Source organism: Salinicoccus halodurans (genome assembly GCF_900114445.1).
GTDB lineage: Bacteria > Bacillota > Bacilli > Staphylococcales > Salinicoccaceae > Salinicoccus > Salinicoccus halodurans.
The window spans coordinates 175,107-195,458 of sequence record NZ_FOTB01000003.1; the positions used below are offsets into that span (position 1 = coordinate 175,107).

Sequence of the window (20,352 nt, forward strand, 5' to 3'; positions counted from 1 at the left end):
ATGTATTCTTTTGGAGGAGGTCATATGAATTATCTTTAGCATTATTTGCTTCAAAAGGGCGGGATTTTTCAACAGGTTCAATTAACATTAGACATAAGAGGGATATTCAGGAAAAAATTTGTCGATTTATTTCACAAATTATTACGATTAAGTAAAGATTATATGAACATTCATGTTATTAAATTTTTATATCCGATATTTTTGTTACAGTAGGACAATAAATGAATTATGATTTTTATTGTATTTGTATGTATTTTACTTAACTTGGAGTGATTGGAATGAAAGGAAACAAAGTTTCATTGCAAAAAAAATGGTTCACTCTCCTCCCTATTCTTTTAGCAATTTTTATGACAGGATGCGACAAAATGGCTGTACTGGACCCTGTAGGTCCTGTAGGTGAGAGCCAGAAAAATCTAATATTATATGCTGTCATTTTTATGTTGGGAATTATTGTGGTGGTCTATACAATTTTTGCGATTGTGGTTTTCAAATACAGGGCAAACAACCCAAACCGGAAACCGGAAGATTACAAACCTGAACAGCATGGCAACACGAAAATTGAGATCGTCTGGTTTACAATCCCTGTACTGATTGTCATTGCATTATCCATTCCGACAGTGAATACGCTGTTTGATCTTGAAAAACCGCCGGAATCCAGTCAGGAAAAGGAACCGCTTGTGGTCTATGCGACTGCCGCGGACTGGAAATGGATATTTACTTACCCTGAGCAAGATATTGAAACTGTGAATTATCTTCATATTCCTACGGACAGAGCGATTGAATTCCGTCTGTCATCCGCTGACTCCATGGCAGCATTCTGGGTGCCCCGTCTGGGTGGTCAGAAGTACAACATGGCAGGTATGGAAAACACTTTATACCTTCAGGCGGATGAAGAGGGAGTCTATAAAGGCAGGAATGCCAACTTTACCGGTGAGGGGTTCACGGGCCAGACATTCAATGTGACAGCTCAGCCTGAAAATGAATTCAATGACTGGGCGGCTTCTGTCAGTGAGGAAGCACCTGAATTGACTCAGGATAAGTATGATGAAATACTCGCTCCCGGCCTATTGGATGGAACGATGTCATTCTCTTCCACCCATCTTGAATGGGTAGATCATGGTTCAAATGAAGGCAGAGATTATTCTGTAGAACGCCATGGTAATAAATATGAAGAAAATCTTCATTTGGAAAATAAACCTGGGTGGGCTCCCGATGAGATTCAACAATAACGGAAAGAAGGTAAACAGTGATGCAATTAGATGAATTTTTTGTTACCGGAGAGCCGCTGATTTATGCAGGTATGGTTTCTATTGCGCTTGTGTCAGCAACAGTAATCTTTCTGTTAACTTATTTTAAAAGATGGAAATGGCTCTGGCAGGATTGGCTGACCACGGTCGATCATAAGAAAATTGGTATCATGTATATCCTTTCAGCACTCGCAATGTTATTCCGGGGCGGTGTAGATGCGCTGATGATGCGTACACAACTCGCTTTTCCGGATATGAATTTCCTGAATTCACAACATTATAATGAAGTGTTCACAACTCACGGTACGATCATGATCATTTTCATGGCGATGCCGTTCCTGATAGGACTGATGAACATCATAGTACCGCTGCAGATCGGTGCAAGAGACTTTGCATTCCCTTATTTGAACGCAGTCAGTTTCTGGTCGTTCTTCTTTGGTGCAATGCTGTTCAACCTGTCATTCGTAATCGGTGGCGCCCCGGATGCAGGATGGACGAACTATGCGCCGCTCGCAGGCTCGGAACTGAGTCCCGGTCCGGGGATCAACTTCTACCTGCTCGGCCTGCAGCTGGCGGGTATCGGAACACTGGCAACGGGTATCAACCTGATGGTGACAATACTTAGAATGAGAGCACCGGGCATGACCTTGATGAAAATGCCGATTTTCACTTGGTCTACACTCATCACGACATTCATCATCATTTTCGCATTTCCAATTTTGACAGTTGCATTGGCTTTGATGACGATTGACAGGATATTCGGTTCTCATTTCTTCACCTTAACCGGTGAAGGTCTGCCGATGATGTGGGCGAACCTATTCTGGATGTGGGGACACCCTGAAGTTTATATCGTCATATTGCCGGCATTTGGGATATTTTCTGAAATCATCGCGACTTTTGCCCAAAAACAACTGTTCGGATATAAGACGATGGTAGGTGCTATTGTAATCATCGCAGGTCTGAGCTTCGTAGTCTGGGTGCACCATTTCTTCACCATGGGTGCCGGAGCATTCGTCAACTCGGTATTCTCCATAACTACCATGATGATAGCCATCCCTACCGGGGTGAAGATATTCAACTGGCTGGCAACGCTCTATAAGTCTAAAATCATATTTACAACGCCGATGCTCTGGACCTTGGCATTTATTCCGAGTTTCACGATTGGCGGGGTCACGGGTGTTATGCTGGGCATGGCCGCAGCAGACTACCAGTATCACAATTCATATTTCCTTGTGTCCCACTTCCACTATGTACTTATACCGGGAACAGTGTTTGCCTGCTTTGCAGGACTCATCTTCTGGTATCCAAAAATGTTTGGACATAAGCTTAATGAACGTATCGGAAAATGGGCGTTCTGGTTATTCCTGATTGGTTTCCATCTCTGCTTCTTCCCTCAGTATTTCCTGGGACTGGATGGCATGGCCAGAAGGATATTCACCGTCGGACCGGAATGGTTCACTCTGAACTTCCTGTCCACAATCGGAGCTTTCGTGATGGGACTCGGATTTATCATATTTGTACATGGTATCATCTACAGTTTCCGCTTCAGTCCAAGGGATATAGAAGGGGACTCCTGGGGTTACGGCAGGACATTGGAATGGGCAACGCCTACTCCAATTCCGAAGTACAACTTTGCTACAGTACCAGAGGTCGATAGTCACGATGCACTGATCGATATGAAAGAAAAAGGAGAGACCACTTTCGATAGAAGCAAGTTGAAACCAATCCATATGCCAAGCTATACCGGGCAGCCGTTTATCATGATGGCCATTTTGTTCTTTGCAAGTTTTGCATTGGTCTTTGAATGGATTACGCTGGCTGTCATTGGACTGATTGGTGCAATTGTGATGATGTTCATCCGTTCATTTGATTATGATGAAGGGTATCATGTGGAAGTGGATGAAATCATAGAAACAGAGCGCAAGGCAAGGAGGATGACGGATGATGAGTGAGAATAAAACAGACGCACTTCCTTTGGAGTACAGTACACATCAAGGACAGATGAACATCGTCGGATTCTGGATTTTCCTTGCAGCAGAAATTGCATTGTTTTCTACTTTGTTTGCAACTTATGCCGTGCTATTCGGCCGTACAGCGGATTCACCTGCTCCTGCAGAATTGTTTGAGGCGGGTACAGTGCTGATTATGACATTCATCCTTTTGACCAGCAGTTTTACCTGTGGACTCGCTATCCATAACATGAGGGAAGGATCGTTGAAAGGTTTAATGGTTTGGCTGGCTCTTACATTAGTCCTGGGCCTTTCATTTCTAGGCTTTGAAATTTACGAATTTGTACATTATGTAAGTGAAGGTGCTGCACTTGGTTCCAGTGCATTCTGGTCAGGATTCTTCGTTTTGACCGGAACGCACGGTGTCCATGTTACACTCGGTATCGGCTGGATGATTGCGATACTGATCCAGCTTAAACAACGCGGGCTGACTGCAGTAACAACAAGGAAGGTATTCATTGTCGGCCTGTATTGGCACTTCCTCGATGTAATTTGGATTTTCATCTTTACGAGTGTGTATATGATTGGGATGGTGGTCTAAATGGAGAAAAAACACAGTAAATATCCAATCAATCATATTGTTGGTTTTGCCCTGTCCATTACGTTAACAATCATTGCTGCCTGGACAGCCCTGTCGTCAGGACTGCCGACGATGTGGATTATCATCACCATTATGGCTTTAGCAGTCATACAGGCAGCGATACAGCTGTTCATGTTCATGCATATTACAGAAAGTGGTGCGACAAATGCACCTTGGAATATGATGTTCCACGCCTTTGTCATTGCAGCAATCATCGTTGCCGGTTCTCTGTTTGTCATGTCATTCGGTTTTACCCACGACCATGGTGGCGGAGATCATCACGAAGGCGGCGGTTCGGAAAGTCACGAAGAATCACAAGAAGATCACGAAGGACATTAGTATATTGCCTGGGAAATATCAAAGACGCAATCCAATTCATGGATTGCGTCTTTTTATCTTATTTTTAATAATAAGGCGGCGATGCTACCGGTAATGAAACCCCAGATAATATTGGTCATAAACATGCTGATGATCGCGAATGGATTCGTCAAAGGTCCTTGAAGCGTCCCTATGAAGATTGGGGACAATATTCCACTTAAGATAATTGCAAATACTGCGTATGCTATACCTGTGATAATGAGAGTGGTTACAGGCTGTGATTCTTTTTTTATGGTTACTGCTGCAATCCAGATGATTGAGATGGCGAGTGTTGCTGTAATGCTTGCGACTGGTTTTCCGAGCATCCCGGATATTCCTGTAATACTTATCAGCGGTCTGATCAGAGCAATCAATGCGAGTACGGTGATCAGTCTCCAGTTTAAAAGTTTTGTGTTGTCCGGCATAATTAATTCCTCCTGTTTTTAACTATCCTTACAATAATGGATGGAGATTATTAAATTATGAACCGGATATTAAATAATTCTTAAATCGCATTATTAAATCCCTGCTCCAATATAAGGTGAACTGCCTCCTGTCTATTTGACAGGGGTCATATCAAGGTGGAGCAGGGATTCCTGTTATTTTTTCATCTCATTCAACTTTTTGAGAATATCTTCCACGGTGCTCCCAACGCTGCTTTCAACACCTGCAAGAAAGCTTCCTTCTACAATCGGAGCATTGGAAATATGAACGGCATGTGGGCCTTCATACATTTCCACAGCCATTTCCAGGTTCATCAGGCTGGAACCGATGTCATAGAAGCAGAGGGTGTCATCTTCAATCGAATCAAGCATTTCGCTGATCTGATCGATGTTGGTGCCGATGCCGCCATCCACTCCTCCTGAGGCATGTATGGTGACATCTTTTGCCATCTGTTCCACAAGTGCTTTTGTTCCTTCGGCAATCTGGCTGCTGTGACTAATGATAAGGATATCAGCCATTATTAACACCTTCCCCGAGTGCATGAATAATATAAACTGCGCTTTGGGCACCGGGATCGATTGTCCCCTTCGACTTCTCTTTGAAGTAGGCAGCACGTCCTTTAGTAGCGATCATATCCTTTGTATCTTCCGCGAGCTGCTGGAGATCCTCCATCTTCAAACCGCCTGTTTCACGTAAAACATCGGCTGATTTTGAAATCACATCATACATGGTTTTTTCTCCGCCTTCGACTTTTCCTTTGTCAGCCACAGTTTTTGAAAATATCTCCAGCATTTCAGCCAGGTTATCGGCATCGATCTCATCATTGGCGGCATCACTCATCTTGACGAAACTGAATCCGTATAACGGTCCGCTGGCTCCGCCTATGGAGCTCATCAACGTCATACCGGTCTGCTTCAGCACTTCTTTTGTGCTGCCTCCAGCCACCTTATCATCCACTGCATTGAATCCGCGTTTCATATTCACGCCGTGGTCCCCGTCCCCGATTTCACGATCGAGTGCCGTAAGTTCACTTTCCTTATCATCGAATACCGTTTTTAATCCGTGAAGTTGTGTCAGGAGTTTATCTGCATTCATATATATCCTTCTTCCTTAAAAGTATTTTGATTCCGTTGGTGCATTCAATGCAGTGGTTAATTCGTCATTATCATCGACGACTGTCAGCGAAAAGCCCTGCATATCAAGTGCTGTCATATAGTCTCCGACAAGCAGTTTGGATACTTTCTTATTCCTCTTCTCAAGTGATGCCATCACATATTTTGTGACTATATTAAGTTCGCTGTCAGGTGTTCCGCCCATGCCATTGATCATGAGTATGAAATTGTCGCTTTCTGAGTGCTTGAATAATTCATCCAGCAGACGGTCTGCTATGACATCGACAGTAGTGATCTTTTCTCGGTAAATGCCTTTCTCCCCGTGGATGCCGATGCCGATTTCCATTTCATCGTCCCCCAGGTCAAAACCATAATCCCCGGTCGTCGGTACCATGCACGGCTGCACTGCCATACCTATGGAATAAAGGGAATACATCATCTCATCAACTTTTTCTTTAATCTGGTCGAGAGACGTATTTTCTTCAGCGAGGTAACCGGCATACTTATGCACGAGCACTGTACCGGCCACACCGCGGCGCTGCTCTTTATTCTCTATGGTCACATCATCCCTGACAATGACGGTGGCAACTTTATGACCTTCAGTTTCCGCCATCTCCTGAGCCATTTCGAAATTCATCACATCTCCGGCGTAGTTTTTAATGACCAGAAGTACACCATCGCCGTTATCCACATGTTTGATTGCTGCGAGCACTTTATCCGGTGTCGGAGATGTGAACACTTCACCGCAGACCGCAGCATCAAGCATGCCTTGGGCGACATAGCCGGCATGAGCCGGTTCATGCCCGCTTCCGCCGCCGGAAACAATCGCTGCTCCCTTCGTTTTTTTCTTCTTTCTGACTACAACAGTATCCTCGATTACATCGACTTGTTTATCGTGAAACTTAAGTCCGTCCAGCATATCTCCCAGGAAATTTTCTTTTTCATTAATGAGCTTTTTCAAAGCCTTCTCCTCCTTGTTTGATTATTGATAAATGAATCCCCAATCCTGCGTGACAAGATTGGGGGCGTTATTACTCCAGGGATAATTATTTAAAATAACCTTTGATGGATTTCACTTCCAGGAATTCTTCGATACCGAAATCTCCCCATTCGCGTCCGATGCCTGATTGTTTATAACCTCCGAATGGCAGATTGGCAGCCCCTTTTGCGTTATTGATTTCGACAGTACCGGCTTCAATGGAACGGGCTACTTTCTGTAAGGTTTCCATATCTTCACCATAGACATAGCCTGCAAGACCGTATTTCGTATCATTCGCAAGTTCAATCGCGTCATCCAGATTTTTGTAGGTGATTACGGACATCACCGGTCCGAAAATTTCTTCCTGTGCAATCGTCATCTTATTATCAACATCACTGAACACAGTCGGTTTGACATAGAAGCCTTTGTCCTGGCCTTCGGGCTGATCCGGTCCGCCGTGATAAAGTGTTGCACCCTCTTCTACGCCTTTATTGATATAGGATTGGACTGTATCATATTGTTTTTTGCTGATGAGAGGACCCATTTCGACACCATCTTCTCTTGGATTCCCCACTTTGACCTGATTCATTTTTTCTTTTACTTTCTCAAGGAATTCATCCTTCATGGATTCAGGAATCAGCGTGCGTGTGCCTGCAGTACAAACCTGTCCGGTATTGTTCACTACTTTCTGAACAGCTGTAAAGGCTGCTTTATCCACATCCGCATCATCCAGGATGATCAGAGGGGATTTACCACCGAGTTCAAGGGAGACCTTTTTGAAATCCACACTTGCTTTCTCCATGATTTTGGAGCCGGTTCTGCCGGATCCGGTAAATGACATCATGCGTACTTTAGGATGTTCACTGAGCGGGTTCCCTACGCCTTCACCGTCACCGTTAACCAGGTTGAAAACACCTTTTGGCACATCGGCCTTATCGAAGATTTCAGCCAGAATCACTGCGGCGAACGGTGTCTCTTCAGAAGGTTTCAGTACTACCGGACTCCCTGCGGCAAATGCAGCTGCAAGTTTGAGGGACGTCTGGTTGGTAGGAAAATTCCAGGGCGTGATCAGCCCCGCAACGCCGATGGCTTCTTTGACCACCAGGTTTTCACCGCGCTGTTCTTCGAACTGGAAAGAATCCAGAGCATCACGCGCAGCAGCAAAATGATTCAATCCCATCTGGTAATGCACTTTTTCAGATTTATCTATTGGAGAACCGAGTTCGTCGGTAATTGCTTCAATCAGATCATTCTTACGATTTTCGTATTCAGTGACAATCCTGTCAAGCATTGCGCGGCGTTCTTCTGCAGGTGTATTACGAAACTCTATATAAACGTTATGGGCAGCTTCCACGGCTTTATCCACATCTTCGGCATTCCCTTTGGCAATTCTGCCAAAAGCTTCACCGGTAGAAGGATTTATGACATCAATCGTCTCGCCGCTTGCACTGTCAACCCATTCACCATTTATATATTGCTTAATATGATCTTTCATCAATTAGTCTCCTTTATTTCATAATATTGTACTGTATCCTTAAATGGCTTCCTCTAATCACATTTAAGGATAAAAATTGTTACATTTGAAACATTCCTGATACAGTCTGAAAAGTGAAGTTCTGACTGTTGAAATCCATCTGCAAAATTAAGGCTGGATGAACCGGATAACCCGAAGGTAGTGAACCCCGAGAAAACCAGGAGCTCAACTTGAATTTACAATGTCATCTGTTTCCCGGTTAAGGGTACGCAGGACAAAAAGAACAATAAAACCGCACCTCAAATGAGATGCGGTTCATTGTAACTGTGAAAATTGCATTCTATTTTTGTTATTCGACGTGTGTACCGCCGACTGAAACGGAGGTTACATAACCGTCATTGACATTGAACGTGATCTGCATGCCTTTCAGCTGATAATAGTGTGCGTTGTCGCCCTGTTCACCGTAATTTGAATGGGACGGATTCCCGTATACGTCAAATACTTCAGCCTCTGTTACTGCACCCGGGTTAATCGGCATGTCTGCAAAGACTGCGCCTTCACCGACTGCATGGATGTGCTGGTCATACACAGCAGTTACTGTCGCTTCATCATTGTGATCTAAAAATGCCTCTTCTGTCATATCAATCTGATAGCCGTTCAGTTTGAAGTTGTTACTGGCAATTGCGTTGATGAACGTTTCGTCAAGAATAAACCTGCCGTCGTCGCCATAGCCTGTATAGCCGTTATAGTGGTAATATGCCCCGTCTGACTGTTGAGATGTATCTTCTGATGCTTCGGTAATACCGGCGGTGCCTGCGAATGCCAGGAATGCAACGCAAACTGCAAACAACGCTTTGACTGCCTTACTCATCATACTCACCTCCCTGGAACGGATGTCTTTATTACTGGTGGGCTATTCTATTGCTAATGGAATTTTACAACATAAAATAAATAAAATAAATTGATAAATATTATAAATTATTTAAGAAATTATATTTATTAAAGTAAAAAAGGAGCGTGTTGCTCCTTTGAGATGAAGATTATTTCAGAAAATCATGTGCGATTTCATTTGTTTTCGGTGCTCGTTTGAACAGGTATTCCCCATTTCTTACTGATGCCAGTACATCGGCACGTTCCCGTATTGCCCCGTAGGCGTCATTGGCATCCAGTACGATGAAGTTGGCGGGCTTGTCTGATTCGATTCCGTACTGCTCTTCGACCTGCATGACTTTTGCCCCATTGATGGTGACGAGATCGAATGCCTTGTTGATTTCGTCAATATGTGTGTAGTGTGCGAGATGGATACCATTATCCAGGATGTTCATCATATTGCCGTTACCGAGCGGGTACCAGTAATCAGCGATGGAGTCCTGGGCAAATGCCACTGTATTGCCGTTTTCAAGCAGTTCCTTCACTCTTGTCAGTCCGCGGCGTTTTGGATAGCTGTCCGTCCTGCCCTGCAGATGGGCATTCTCTGTCGGACATGATATGAAATTGATATTTGATTCCTTGAACAGCCCCATCATTTTTGCTGCATAGCTGTTATCTGCTGATCCAAAGCTGCACGTATGGCTGGCTGTCGTCTTCTGTCCGTAGTCCTTTTCCATCACAAGTGCATTCAGGACTTCCAGGAAGCGGCTGTTTGGATCATCATTTTCGTCACAGTGAATATCAATCATCACATCATATTTGACTGCAAGATCCACAATCCGCTTCAGTGACTCGGCTCCGTGTTCATAGGAAATTTCAAAATGCGGGATGCCGCCTGCAACGTCTGCGCCCATGTCCAACGCTTTTTCAAGCAGTTCTTCAGCCCCTTCGAAGCGGAAGAACCCTTCCTGGGGGAATGCGACAAGCTGCAGCGTGACAACCTCTTTCAATTCTTCCCGCACCTCAAGCAGCGCTTTCATACCGGTCAATTCAGGGTCTGTGATGTCTACATGGGAACGGATGTACTGTACACCGTGACTGACTTCTTTACGTATGCCTTCCATGGCGCGTTCCCTCACCATTTCTTTGGTCAGGGTTTTCTTGTTGTCGCTCCATCTCTGTATCCCTTCGAATAAAGTTCCGGAAATGTTCGCGTTCCCTTCTCCGAGTCCGGAGAAAATATAATCCAGGTGCAGATGAGGGTCCACGTAAGGAGACAGTACCAACTGGTTTTCCAGGTCGATGACTTCATCGGCATCACCCAGATTTTTTCCGACTGCTTTGAAATTCCCGTCTTCCACCAGCATTTCGTCTGCTTCGTCCTGACCATAAATACGGGCGTTGATAAATTTCTTCATATTTTCTCCTCCTTGATTCATACACTCTAATATTAAGAAAACCCATCCGCCAAATCAAGGTTTGAGGATGGGAGATGTCTTCACGGAACACCGGATTTCCCGGGTAATATTCATTTTGCCATATTTATCTCCGGATTTTTGTGGATGGTCTGTACGGGAGCGAGTGCTTCGATTGTCTGATGCCTCAGGCTTTTATTTTTAGTGGGCAGATGGAACATCAGCTCATCTATCCCGCTGTTCTGGATATACCACTCCAGTTTTTTCAAAACCTCTTCTTGTGTGCCGATAATGATGTCTGCCTCAACTCTCTTTGCTTTCACGGGCTCGTCTGACGCAGCAACAGTGCTTTCAGCCCGCTCTTTACCGTTGACCCTGAGGATTTTGCCACTTTCATGATGTAGTTCATACACGACATTCTCTTCTTTTAATTGTGCTTCTATCTCTTTGTCATCTGTGACAATGACAGACAGAGCGACGATGAACTTTCCTGCTTTATTAGCTTTCCTGTATGCACCGATGCTGTCTTTCAGTTTCTGTCCATCATTGCTGATGAAATGCGCATATATGAAATTGACATTTTCACGGGCGGAAAAAGCGGCGGAATCGGGGCTGGATCCGAGAAGAAAGATTTCCGGCGGATTGGAAGTATCCGGCGATGTTTTTAAACCCTGGAATTCTCCTGTATGGGTCTGGTTTACAAAATGAGTCAGGGCTTTGAATTTATCTGCAAATGACGGCTGCTCTTCCTTAAGTCCGGATCGGAGTGCAGTCGTTGATAAGTGGAGCCCTCCGGGCGCCTTGCCGATTCCAAGGTCGACCCTTCCGGGAGCGAGATGGCTCATGAGCTGGAACTGCTCTGCCACTTTAAAAGGATTATAGTGCTGCAGCATTACACCGCCGGACCCGATATTAATATGTTTAGTATGGGCCAGCAGGTGTGAAATCATGATTTCGGGTGCTGTGCCCGCCAAAGGCTCATTATGATGCTCTGAAACATAATAGCGCCTGTAGCCGGATTCATCCGCTTTTTTTGCGAGTTCTATCGTATCTTTTATGGAAAGAGCGACAGCCTGCCCTTCCAAAATCGGACTCTGGTTCAGAATTCCGAATTCCATATGACCACTCCTATGTAAAATATTTTACGGATATATGTAAGTGATTGTATAACTGCAGCAATTGCAGGTCAATCATTCCGACCTAAAAACTAGGGATTAGTTCAAGAAAGGTTTAAAATATCGAAGCGTATGACTCCCTTAAATGTGATATCATGATTTCCGGGAGTAACCTTCCGGTATTTAAACAAAGGAAAATTGATGAAGCAACTTATAAAGGAAGACGGTGCATTTTATGGCAAAGCTCTACTATAGATACGGCACGATGCAGAGCAATAAAAGCAATCAGATCATTACGACCCATCACCAATATACGACCCAGGGCAAGCAGTGCCTGGCATATTCCACTCCGATTGATACAAGAAGCGGGTTCAAAAAGATCAAATCCAGGGTCGGACTTGAATTGTTATGTGAATATATCCATGAAAATATCTATGATGAAGTGAAACGCATCCATGAAGAAGCCAAGGTTCACGCCGTCGTTGTGGACGAAGCCCAGTTTCTTTCCAGAAAAGATATACATAATTTAAGTGATATAGCAGATTATCTGGATATTCCTGTCATCTGCTTTGGTCTGAAGACCAACTTCAAAGGGGAACTTTTTGAAGGCAGCAAAGTCTTGTTGGAGCTTTCAGATGCGATTGATGAACTGAAAACAATATGCCAGTTCTGTAATAAGAAAGCGACATTAAATATGCGGATGCTGGACGGTGTGCCGGTAAACGTGGGTGAGACTATCCAAATGGGAGATGAAGAGTATGTGCCTGTTTGCAGAAAGTGTTACAAGGCACGTCTCGAGCTTGTAAAATAACAGAATAACCATGAACTGCAGGACGGTTAAAGAAAAACTTTCATTCTTTAATCGTTTTTTAATTTTTCATTAATCGTACTTTAGGAGCTGCTTCCTATAATGAAGTTAACAAATAAAACAGGAGGCGTTACAGAATGATTAACAGAAAATATTTATTAGCCGGTGGAATTGCATCAGTACTACTCATGGGAGCGTGCTCAAATGTCAGTGCGGATACGAATATGGACTGGGAAGCAGATGGCAACGAAGGTACGGCAAAAGTACAGACGACTGAAGAAGCAGACATGGAGAAAGTAGAACAGAATGCCCAAAAGGCAGTAGATGAAGCGAAGAAAAATTTTGACGGCAAAGTCACAGATGTCGAGCTTGATGAAGACGACGGTGTATATTATTACGAAGTTGAGATGAATAATGGCAAGCAGGAATATGAGGTGGACATCAACGCTGAAACTCTGGCAATAATCGAAGAAGATCTGGATGATGAAGATGACCTGGACGATGAAGCGGATGATGAGTTCGAATCTGGGTCTAAGAAGAATGGAAATCTGAAAAGCGCAGAAGAAGCAGTAAATACCGCCAAAGAAAGATTCGATGGTGAGGTGGAATCCGTCGAACTCGATGAAGACGGGGGCATACACTATTACGAAATTGAAATGCAGAACGGCAAAGAAGAATATGAAGTGGACATCAACGCTGAAGATCTGAAGATTATTGAAGAAGATTTCGACAGAGAAGATGACGATGACAGTGACGAAGCCCGCGAAGACGACAAAGATGATTCAGGGGAACGTGACGATGATGACAGAGATGACGCTGAAGAAGACCGTGACGACGATGATGACGAAGACGACGAGTAAACTCTGTACCCGACAGCACTCTTCACAATGGAACAGGTGCAAAGATTATAGAATGGCATCTTGAGCTGAGTGTGAAGTAGCGATTGACGTGGATTGTGTAGAGTTTGAAATGGAAATAGATGCGGGAACAGATACAAATTGACATTGACAACTGATATTCACTTTAAGTTCTGAGTCCGGACCATGTTCCGGATTTTTTAATCGTATTTTAATAATTTTCTAACGAAAAAGCTTTCGTGATGCGTGCTATAATTGGTGTAATAATATTCAGTGAACATCAATTCGTGTAAGGAGTTTTATAAATGAGTAGGATATTGATCGTCGAAGATGATGAAAAGATTGCACGTGTCATTCAATTGGAATTGGAATTCGAAGAATACGAAGTGGAAATTGCCTATACCGGCAAAGAAGCTCTGGAACGTTACGAAGTTGCTTCATTTGATCTGATACTGCTGGATGTCATGATTCCTGAGCTGAATGGGTTGGAAGTGCTGCGCAGGGTGAGACAGAAAGATGAGGACACTAGAATAATAATGCTTACTGCAAGGGATGCTGTAATGGACAAAGTCAGCGGGCTTGATTCCGGAGCCAATGATTATATGACGAAACCTTTCGAGATCGAGGAGCTGCTTGCCAGAATCCGCACTCAGCTGAAGCAGAAGACAGCAGCAAAACCGGAAAATCTGGAGTACCGTCATCTGAAGATAGTACCCATGGCACGTGAAGTATACATCGGCGATGAACTTGTCTATCTGACCCAAAAAGAGTATGACCTTCTGTATTTCCTGATTGAGAATAAGAATCAGGCCCTGTCACGTGAACAGATCATAGAAGCGGTATGGGGATTTGATTACTACGGGGATACGAATACCGTCGATGTTTATGTGAGGTATATCCGTAAGAAGCTTGACCGTGATAAACCATCCATTATCTCAAGTGTCAGAGGTATTGGTTATATAGTAAAGGGCTGAAGCAATGAAACTTGGTACGAAAATACAGTTATATACGACGGTCATGACGGTAATTGTTGTCATACTGATCAATCTGTTCGTTTATTTCTCGTATAAGAATTTCTCATTGAATGCAGAAATGGGACAGCTCGAAAATCGCGGAATAAACATCATGCAGGAACTTCAGAATGCCAATGCGGATAACGTTAACAGTGAAGCGGTGCTTCAGGCTTTCCTCTTGTCTGACGGTTATGTCAAAGTGATCGATGAAGAGGATAATCCCGTGGTCCGCATATCCACTGAGACGGAATATGCGAGTTTGAATGAACCTTACAGGACGAATCAGTATCAAAAATCTGTGTCACATGAAGATATGGAGTTTGTGATGGTATCACTGCCTGTCATTTGGGACAACGGTCAGGTATACAATCTTCAGATTTATGAGAATGTCCATTTTTTATATGACACATTTGAAGTATTAAAATGGATTCTGGTCATTTCAACGTTCATCATTCTCATTGTCATTTTTCTTTTGAACCGTGTGATTACAAACATCGTCATCAAACCGATCAACAAGCTGATCGATAAAATGAAAAAGACGGATGATACCAGTAAGTACACAATGATTGAAATAAATGAAAAAGACACAAAGGAACTGAAGGAACTCTCTGAAGCATTTAATGAAATGATGCTGGACTTAAAGGCCCATGATGAAAACCAGCAGGCGTTCATCATGAATGCCTCTCATGAGCTGAAGACGCCGATCACAGTCATCGGGTCGTACAGCCAGATGTTGAAGCGTTTCGGAAAAACACGGGAAGATGTATTGGATGAAAGTATCCATGCCATCAGCGATGAAGCGAAAAGGATGAAATATCTCACAGAGCAGCTGCTGAGCTTTGCGAAAGTGAACCGTGAAGATGAAACTTTTTCTCCGGAACCGATCCGTATTGTAAAATTGCTGAAGAATATAACAAAGCGTCTGGAAACTGTATATGACCGGGAAATTGAACTGACTTTTGATAATACGGATGTATTGGTCCTTATAGATGTGGATACGTTCGATCAGCTGATTAAAATTTTCCTCGATAACGCTTATAAATACAGCTCTGAAAAGATATCCGTAAACCTCCATGAGCTTGAAAATAACGTTGAAGTAACGATAGTGGACAGAGGGATCGGCATACCGCAAGAAGATATAAACCATATATTTACACGCTTTTACCGTGTGGATAAAGCGCGGGCCAGAAAAACGGGCGGGTCCGGCCTCGGCCTGTCCATTGCAGAAGAGTTGGCGAATTTAAATGATATCAGCATTGACGTTACGAGTCGGGTGAACGCAGGGACAACATTTAAATTGACTATTAAAAAGGTGAAGAAAAATGAAGAAGTTAAATAAGTTGCTGATTGCGGCAGTGGCTGTTATTGCGGGTATTGCCCTGGGAGTCCTGCTGGTAAGCCAGACAGGGAGTGAATACATCGATGAACAGGAAGTACGTGCGATGATCACAGACCGATATGGTGGAGAGATTGAAAATATCTCGCAGTCGGATGATGAGCGGTTTTATATTGTAAGCATGAAAAATGAAGAATATAAATATGAAATTAAAATGAGCCGTGACGACAGCAGCATCGAGAATATTGTAACGGAAAAAATAACGCAGCAAAATGAGGATGAAGCTGCAAAAAAAGATGAGGAAAAATCATCAGAAGAGAAGAAAGCTCCGGAAGCGGATAAAAAAGCAAAAGAGAAGGAAGCGGCTGAAAAACAGGCACAGAAAGAAAAAGAAACGGCAAATACACTGATCACCGAAGAAGAGGCAAAACAGATTGCACTCAATGAGGTTGGCGGTACATTCGTGCATCTGACCCTGAATCAAGAGACGCATCCAAAACAATACCAGATTATCCAGCGCGTTGATGACGATGACGAAGGAGCACTTGTCACAGTGGATGCCATAGACGGAGACGCACTCAAAGTATTATGGTTCCAGATAGATTTTAATAATATCGCCGATATTGAAGCGTTCGCACAGCAGCTTCAGGATTATAACACTCAGCACCAGAATAATTATTATATAGAATTTGATGACAGCGATGAAAACGACAACAGCAATGATGTCGATGATTATGAAGACGATGATTATGAAGACGATGATGACAACAACGATGATGACAACGACGATGACGATGATTAAAATAAAAATTAGGCCGGTTAAAGTTTTCATACTTTTGACCGGTTATTTTTTTGAGCCGGGAGGGTCCGGAAAGTAACCGGATATGATATTATATATGGCAATGACCATCAATTGAATAATGGTTATGGAAGGTGGTTGTAGTTTGATTGATATAAAGGGAGCAAGAAAGTCTTTTGTCGGTAAAAATGGTGATTTTAAAGCGGTTGATAATGTTACCCTGTCCATAACCGGCAAGGAGATATTTGGAATAATAGGAGAGAGCGGCGCCGGAAAATCCACTTTAATGAGATTTATCAATGCACTTGAAATGCCTGATGCGGGGCAGGTCATTGTAGATGGTATAGATGTTGGTACACTTAACAAAAATGGTCTGAGAAAACATCAAAAGGATATCGGCATGATTTTTCAGCACTTTAATCTGCTGAATAATAAAACAGTTGAAGAGAATATCAAATTACCGTTGGAACTTCATAAATATAAAAACCCGCTGTCTGTGGATGAAGTCATTAAATTCGTCGGTCTGGAGGATAAGAAGGAAAATTATCCGGCAGAACTGTCCGGTGGGGAAAAGCAGCGTGTGGGTATAGCACGCGCACTGGTTACCCGGCCGATGATTCTATTATGTGACGAACCGACATCCGCACTTGATGAAAATACGACAGATGAAATCGTCGGTGTTTTAAGGAAGGCTCAAAATGAGTTTGACATGACAGTGGTCATTGTTACACACGAACTTAATGTGATTAAGCAGCTGTGCAACCGGGCTGCAATACTGGAGCGCGGAAGACTGATCGATACCATAGATGTAAATCATTCTGTCACGGATCGTTCAGACCAGTCCTACTACGAACGTGTATTGGAAGTGCTGAAAGATGCCTGAAGCCATTCAGATATACATAGAACGTGTCATTGAATACACCCCCCGCCTTGTCGAAAGCCTGTATGAAACAGGAATAATGATGGTGTTTGCCATGGTGGCCGCAATTCTTCTGGGACTGCCCCTCGGTACTCTGCTTTATCTTGCATCGAAAGGCAAGTCGCTTGAGAATAAACTTTTGTACCAGATTGCGAATATTTTTGTAAACATTGTCCGGTCGTTCCCTTTTTTGCTTCTGGTAGTGGTCATGCAGCCGTTGATCCGTTATTTTTACGGTCGTGCAACAGGTGATCCGGTTGCGGCTTCGTTCCCGATGATGCTTATCGCAATTGCACTTTATGCGAGGTTCGTGGAACAATCATTGCACGACGTGCCAAAAGGCGTACTTGAAACAGCAAGATCCATGGGTGTTACAACACCTCAGCTCGTCTGGAAGTTTTTATATGTTGAAGCGCGGAGTTCCCTTATTATCGGTTTTACGACCGCATTTGTAAGTTTCATTTCATACTCCACGATTATGGGAGTTGTGGGGGGCGGCGGAATCGGCGACTTTGCCATCCGTTACGGCTATCAACGTTATGAAACAGACATCATGTACAGCGCAATTGCAGTCATTATCGTATTTGTAATCATTGCCCAGTGGCTGGGACTGAGACTCGCAGCCAGATTGGATAAAAGATGAAAATTTGGAAGAGGAGAATTACATATGTTGAAAAAAGGTTTGTTTTTCACTGGAGTTGCATTATTGCTGGCAGGCTGCGGCGGAGAGGAAAGTGCTTCTGAAGAGGACAATGTTGTCAAAGTCGCTTCACATCTGCCGCCTATGACAGATGTTGTTGAGATCGCAGCTGATGCGATTGAAGAACCGTATCAGATTGAACTTGTCGAAGTATCCGATAATATTCAATACAACGAAGCCCTTCTGAATGAAGAGGTGGATGCAAGTTTTGCCCAGCATGAACCTTTCATGGAAGTCTTCAATAATGAGAAAGACGGGAACCTGGTGGCGATGCAGCCGATTTATAACGCAATTGTCGGTTTTTATTCCCCGGTGTATGATTCCATAGAAGATATCGAGGACGGTGCAGAAGTTGCGATTCCGGCAGATGCTACCAATGAAGCGCGCGCACTGATGATTCTTGAACAGCATGATCTGATCACTTTGTCAGCGGATGTCAGTCATCAGGCGACGGTGGATGATATTGAAGAGAATCCGCATAATCTTGAATTCACTCATATCGATCTGCTTAATTTAACAGGCGCTTATGAAGATGGAGTCGAGCTTGTATTCAACTACCCGACCTATATAGAAAGTGTCGGCCTGACACCGGATGATGCTGTTTTCCTGGAAGAGGATGAAGATAATACATTTGCGATCCAGCTTGTGGGACGTGAAGATAACCAGGATACCGAAGCTCTGCAGGCGGCGAAAGAAGCCTTTACTTCACAGGAAGTATATGATTTTCTTGCCGAACTTGAAAAAGAGGGACATTTAGAACCAGCGTTCGAGGTGGAAGAATAGAGAAATACTTAACGGCCAGGGATGAAAAGTCCCTGGCTTTTTTAATATAAAATTTCACTTTGTGAATTTTTACTATTTTTGCTGTATTTCCAAGTTAAATTCTGATATGGTAGTCTACATTGAATGTCCAAGTACTGTTTTAGATCTAAAGTATTCGGGGGAATTTATGTTGAAGTGCGAAGAATCAAGGTAGGAGGGATTTTAATGACACTTGCGAAATTGCTGGAAAGCCTAAAGGCAAGGTATACCCGCATCATCATCCGAAATTTGACATCAGTGAAGACTCACTGCTCATCGCATCACAGTCGATTGGAAGCGCAGCGATAGACTACTTGAACAGCAAAGAATAGTATTATTCTTTGCTGTCGGGTTACTGACAGGGGATTAAAAATGGAACAGCTGACAGGAATACTACTACTTTTACTTATACTTATATTCTTCACCTTATTTACTTACTACGCACCTTATGGTGCAGATGTCATGGGGGCACTTGCAGGTGCTGCCATCGCGACATTTTTGGTTGAAGCATTGCAGCGGTTTGTCATCGGAGATATCTTCGGTTTGGAATTTTTTCGGGAGGCGGGACTGGAAGCCGGCCTGCTTAGCGGAGTCATTGTCGCTTTCCTGGTGGCATTGACAATGAAAGTGAACGCACAGAATGCTGCAATTATTGGAGTCTCGTTGGGAGGCCTCGGTCTGATTCCAGGATTGTTTGCGGCTTACATAGTTTCATTCGCAGTAAAGTTCTTCGAGAAAAAAATTCCAAATGGTCTGGATTTCATATTGGTTGTGATTATCATTGTTCCGCTCACAAGATTGATCGGTATGGGTATTACACCGCTGGTGGATAGCTCTCTGTTGCGAATAGGAAGCATCATAGAGACAGCCACAGATGCTAGTCCGCTCATCATGGGGCTTTTGTTGGGCGGCATCATTACAGTGGTCGGAACATCACCACTCAGTTCCATGGCACTTACCGCCCTTCTCGGGCTCACAGGCATTCCAATGGCCGTCGGCAGTCTTGCAGCTTTCGGTTCTGCATTCATGAACAGTGTGATGTTCCATAAACTGAAAATAGGAGATTTGAAGTCTGTGATTTCCGTAGCCATCGAGCCACTTTCAAAGGCGGATCTGGTGAGTGCCAACCCAGTTCCAATTTATGCGACAAACTTCATAGGCGGCGCTTTGAGCGGCATGGTCATTGCATATTCCGGACTCATCAATGATGCTCCGGGAACAGCAACCCCTACCGCAGGACTTCTGGTGCTTTTCGGTTTTAATCCGGCTTCACAGGTTGTGATCTATTCTGTAATCGTAGCGGTCATTTCAGGTATCGTCGGTTTCATCGGCAGTTACATTTTCAGGAATTATCGGATACGTAAAAGTGATTTTGATATACAAAAATAAATTTAAACCGCTCATTGAGCGGTTTTTTTATGATTTCGACCGTGAAAAGAAGGTTTCCATCAGTCTGTGAAATGACAAAGAAGAATTTATATATTGACATTTTCTGAATATTCATATAAATTTTAAAC

The 20,352-nt window shown here is 43.5% G+C and carries 21 protein-coding genes and 1 pseudogene; 14 read left to right on the forward strand and 8 right to left on the reverse strand.

The genetic code is table 11. The annotated features are described in order from the left end of the window. The first annotated feature begins 278 nt into the window (after positions 1–278). Genes qoxA through qoxD form a run of 4 tightly spaced genes read left to right on the forward strand, consistent with a single transcriptional unit; the run spans position 279 to position 4,175 of the window. The gene (gene qoxA / locus BM271_RS07430; RefSeq protein ID WP_046789064.1) at positions 279–1,229 is read left to right on the forward strand and encodes a cytochrome aa3 quinol oxidase subunit II; all 951 of its coding nucleotides are present in this window, start codon (positions 279–281) and stop codon (positions 1,227–1,229) included. A gap of 20 nt (positions 1,230–1,249) precedes the next feature. After that, positions 1,250–3,199 (forward strand): cytochrome aa3 quinol oxidase subunit I, encoded by a 1,950-nt coding sequence (qoxB, locus tag BM271_RS07435; RefSeq protein ID WP_046789065.1) that lies wholly within the window; start codon positions 1,250–1,252, stop codon positions 3,197–3,199. Then, entirely contained in the window at positions 3,192–3,797 is a 606-nt protein-coding gene (qoxC, locus tag BM271_RS07440; RefSeq protein ID WP_046791377.1) for a cytochrome aa3 quinol oxidase subunit III, read from the forward strand. Before qoxB ends, qoxC begins: the two co-directional genes overlap by 8 nt. After that, positions 3,798–4,175 (forward strand): cytochrome aa3 quinol oxidase subunit IV, encoded by a 378-nt coding sequence (gene qoxD / locus BM271_RS07445; RefSeq protein WP_046789066.1) that lies wholly within the window; start codon positions 3,798–3,800, stop codon positions 4,173–4,175. It abuts the gene before it with no gap. Positions 4,176–4,228: 53 nt separating this feature from the next. On the opposite strand, the gene BM271_RS07450 is transcribed toward qoxD, so the two are convergent. The 8 genes from BM271_RS07450 to BM271_RS07485 form a co-directional block, all read right to left on the reverse strand. Continuing rightward, a complete protein-coding gene (locus BM271_RS07450; RefSeq protein WP_046789067.1) occupies positions 4,229–4,618 on the reverse strand; it encodes a hypothetical protein in 390 nt (129 codons plus the stop codon). 174 nt (positions 4,619–4,792) lie between these two features. Then, a complete protein-coding gene (gene dhaM, locus BM271_RS07455; protein WP_046789068.1) occupies positions 4,793–5,155 on the reverse strand; it encodes a dihydroxyacetone kinase phosphoryl donor subunit DhaM in 363 nt (120 codons plus the stop codon). Beyond that, positions 5,148–5,732: a dihydroxyacetone kinase subunit DhaL gene (gene dhaL / locus BM271_RS07460; protein WP_046789069.1), complete on the reverse strand. Its 585-nt coding sequence runs from the start codon at positions 5,730–5,732 to the stop codon at positions 5,148–5,150. Before dhaL ends, dhaM begins: the two co-directional genes overlap by 8 nt. A 15-nt stretch (positions 5,733–5,747) precedes the next feature. Then, entirely contained in the window at positions 5,748–6,710 is a 963-nt protein-coding gene (dhaK, locus tag BM271_RS07465; RefSeq protein WP_046789070.1) for a dihydroxyacetone kinase subunit DhaK, read from the reverse strand. Positions 6,711–6,795: 85 nt separating this feature from the next. Further along, positions 6,796–8,223, reverse strand: a complete 1,428-nt coding sequence (locus tag BM271_RS07470) for an aldehyde dehydrogenase family protein (RefSeq protein WP_046789071.1) — start codon at positions 8,221–8,223, stop codon at positions 6,796–6,798. 328 nt (positions 8,224–8,551) lie between these two features. Continuing rightward, on the reverse strand, positions 8,552–9,073 hold the full coding sequence (gene isaB / locus BM271_RS07475) for an immunodominant staphylococcal antigen IsaB family protein (RefSeq protein ID WP_046789072.1): 522 nt from the start codon (positions 9,071–9,073) through the stop codon (positions 8,552–8,554). 169 nt (positions 9,074–9,242) lie between these two features. After that, on the reverse strand, positions 9,243–10,490 hold the full coding sequence (locus tag BM271_RS07480) for an amidohydrolase family protein (protein WP_046789073.1): 1,248 nt from the start codon (positions 10,488–10,490) through the stop codon (positions 9,243–9,245). 110 nt (positions 10,491–10,600) lie between these two features. Next, entirely contained in the window at positions 10,601–11,605 is a 1,005-nt protein-coding gene (locus BM271_RS07485; protein WP_046789074.1) for an MsnO8 family LLM class oxidoreductase, read from the reverse strand. Between the two features lie 232 nt (positions 11,606–11,837). On the opposite strand from BM271_RS07485, the gene BM271_RS07490 reads away from it, so the two are divergent. The 10 genes and pseudogenes from BM271_RS07490 (at position 11,838) to BM271_RS07530 (ending at position 20,224) form a co-directional block, all read left to right on the forward strand. Beyond that, positions 11,838–12,413: a thymidine kinase gene (locus BM271_RS07490; protein ID WP_046789075.1), complete on the forward strand. Its 576-nt coding sequence runs from the start codon at positions 11,838–11,840 to the stop codon at positions 12,411–12,413. A gap of 134 nt (positions 12,414–12,547) precedes the next feature. Next, a complete protein-coding gene (locus BM271_RS07495) occupies positions 12,548–13,270 on the forward strand; it encodes a PepSY domain-containing protein (RefSeq protein ID WP_052749797.1) in 723 nt (240 codons plus the stop codon). Between the two features lie 302 nt (positions 13,271–13,572). After that, a complete protein-coding gene (locus tag BM271_RS07500) occupies positions 13,573–14,241 on the forward strand; it encodes a response regulator transcription factor (protein WP_046789076.1) in 669 nt (222 codons plus the stop codon). A gap of 4 nt (positions 14,242–14,245) precedes the next feature. Beyond that, positions 14,246–15,619, forward strand: a complete 1,374-nt coding sequence (locus tag BM271_RS07505) for a sensor histidine kinase (protein ID WP_046789077.1) — start codon at positions 14,246–14,248, stop codon at positions 15,617–15,619. Continuing rightward, a complete protein-coding gene (locus tag BM271_RS07510; protein ID WP_046789078.1) occupies positions 15,603–16,418 on the forward strand; it encodes a PepSY domain-containing protein in 816 nt (271 codons plus the stop codon). The genes BM271_RS07505 and BM271_RS07510 overlap by 17 nt, the downstream gene beginning before the upstream one ends. Positions 16,419–16,560: 142 nt before the next feature. Next, the gene (locus tag BM271_RS07515) at positions 16,561–17,298 is read left to right on the forward strand and encodes a methionine ABC transporter ATP-binding protein (protein WP_046789079.1); all 738 of its coding nucleotides are present in this window, start codon (positions 16,561–16,563) and stop codon (positions 17,296–17,298) included. Then, on the forward strand, positions 17,291–17,977 hold the full coding sequence (locus tag BM271_RS07520; RefSeq protein WP_046789080.1) for a methionine ABC transporter permease: 687 nt from the start codon (positions 17,291–17,293) through the stop codon (positions 17,975–17,977). Before BM271_RS07515 ends, BM271_RS07520 begins: the two co-directional genes overlap by 8 nt. A 24-nt stretch (positions 17,978–18,001) precedes the next feature. After that, positions 18,002–18,817, forward strand: a complete 816-nt coding sequence (locus tag BM271_RS07525; protein ID WP_200795328.1) for a MetQ/NlpA family ABC transporter substrate-binding protein — start codon at positions 18,002–18,004, stop codon at positions 18,815–18,817. A 236-nt stretch (positions 18,818–19,053) separates the two neighbouring features. Further along, positions 19,054–19,167, forward strand: a pseudogene (locus BM271_RS14505) (hypothetical protein); the annotation flags it as partial. Positions 19,168–19,207: 40 nt separating this feature from the next. Continuing rightward, entirely contained in the window at positions 19,208–20,224 is a 1,017-nt protein-coding gene (locus BM271_RS07530; protein WP_046789081.1) for a PTS sugar transporter subunit IIC, read from the forward strand. Positions 20,225–20,352 lie beyond the last annotated feature (128 nt).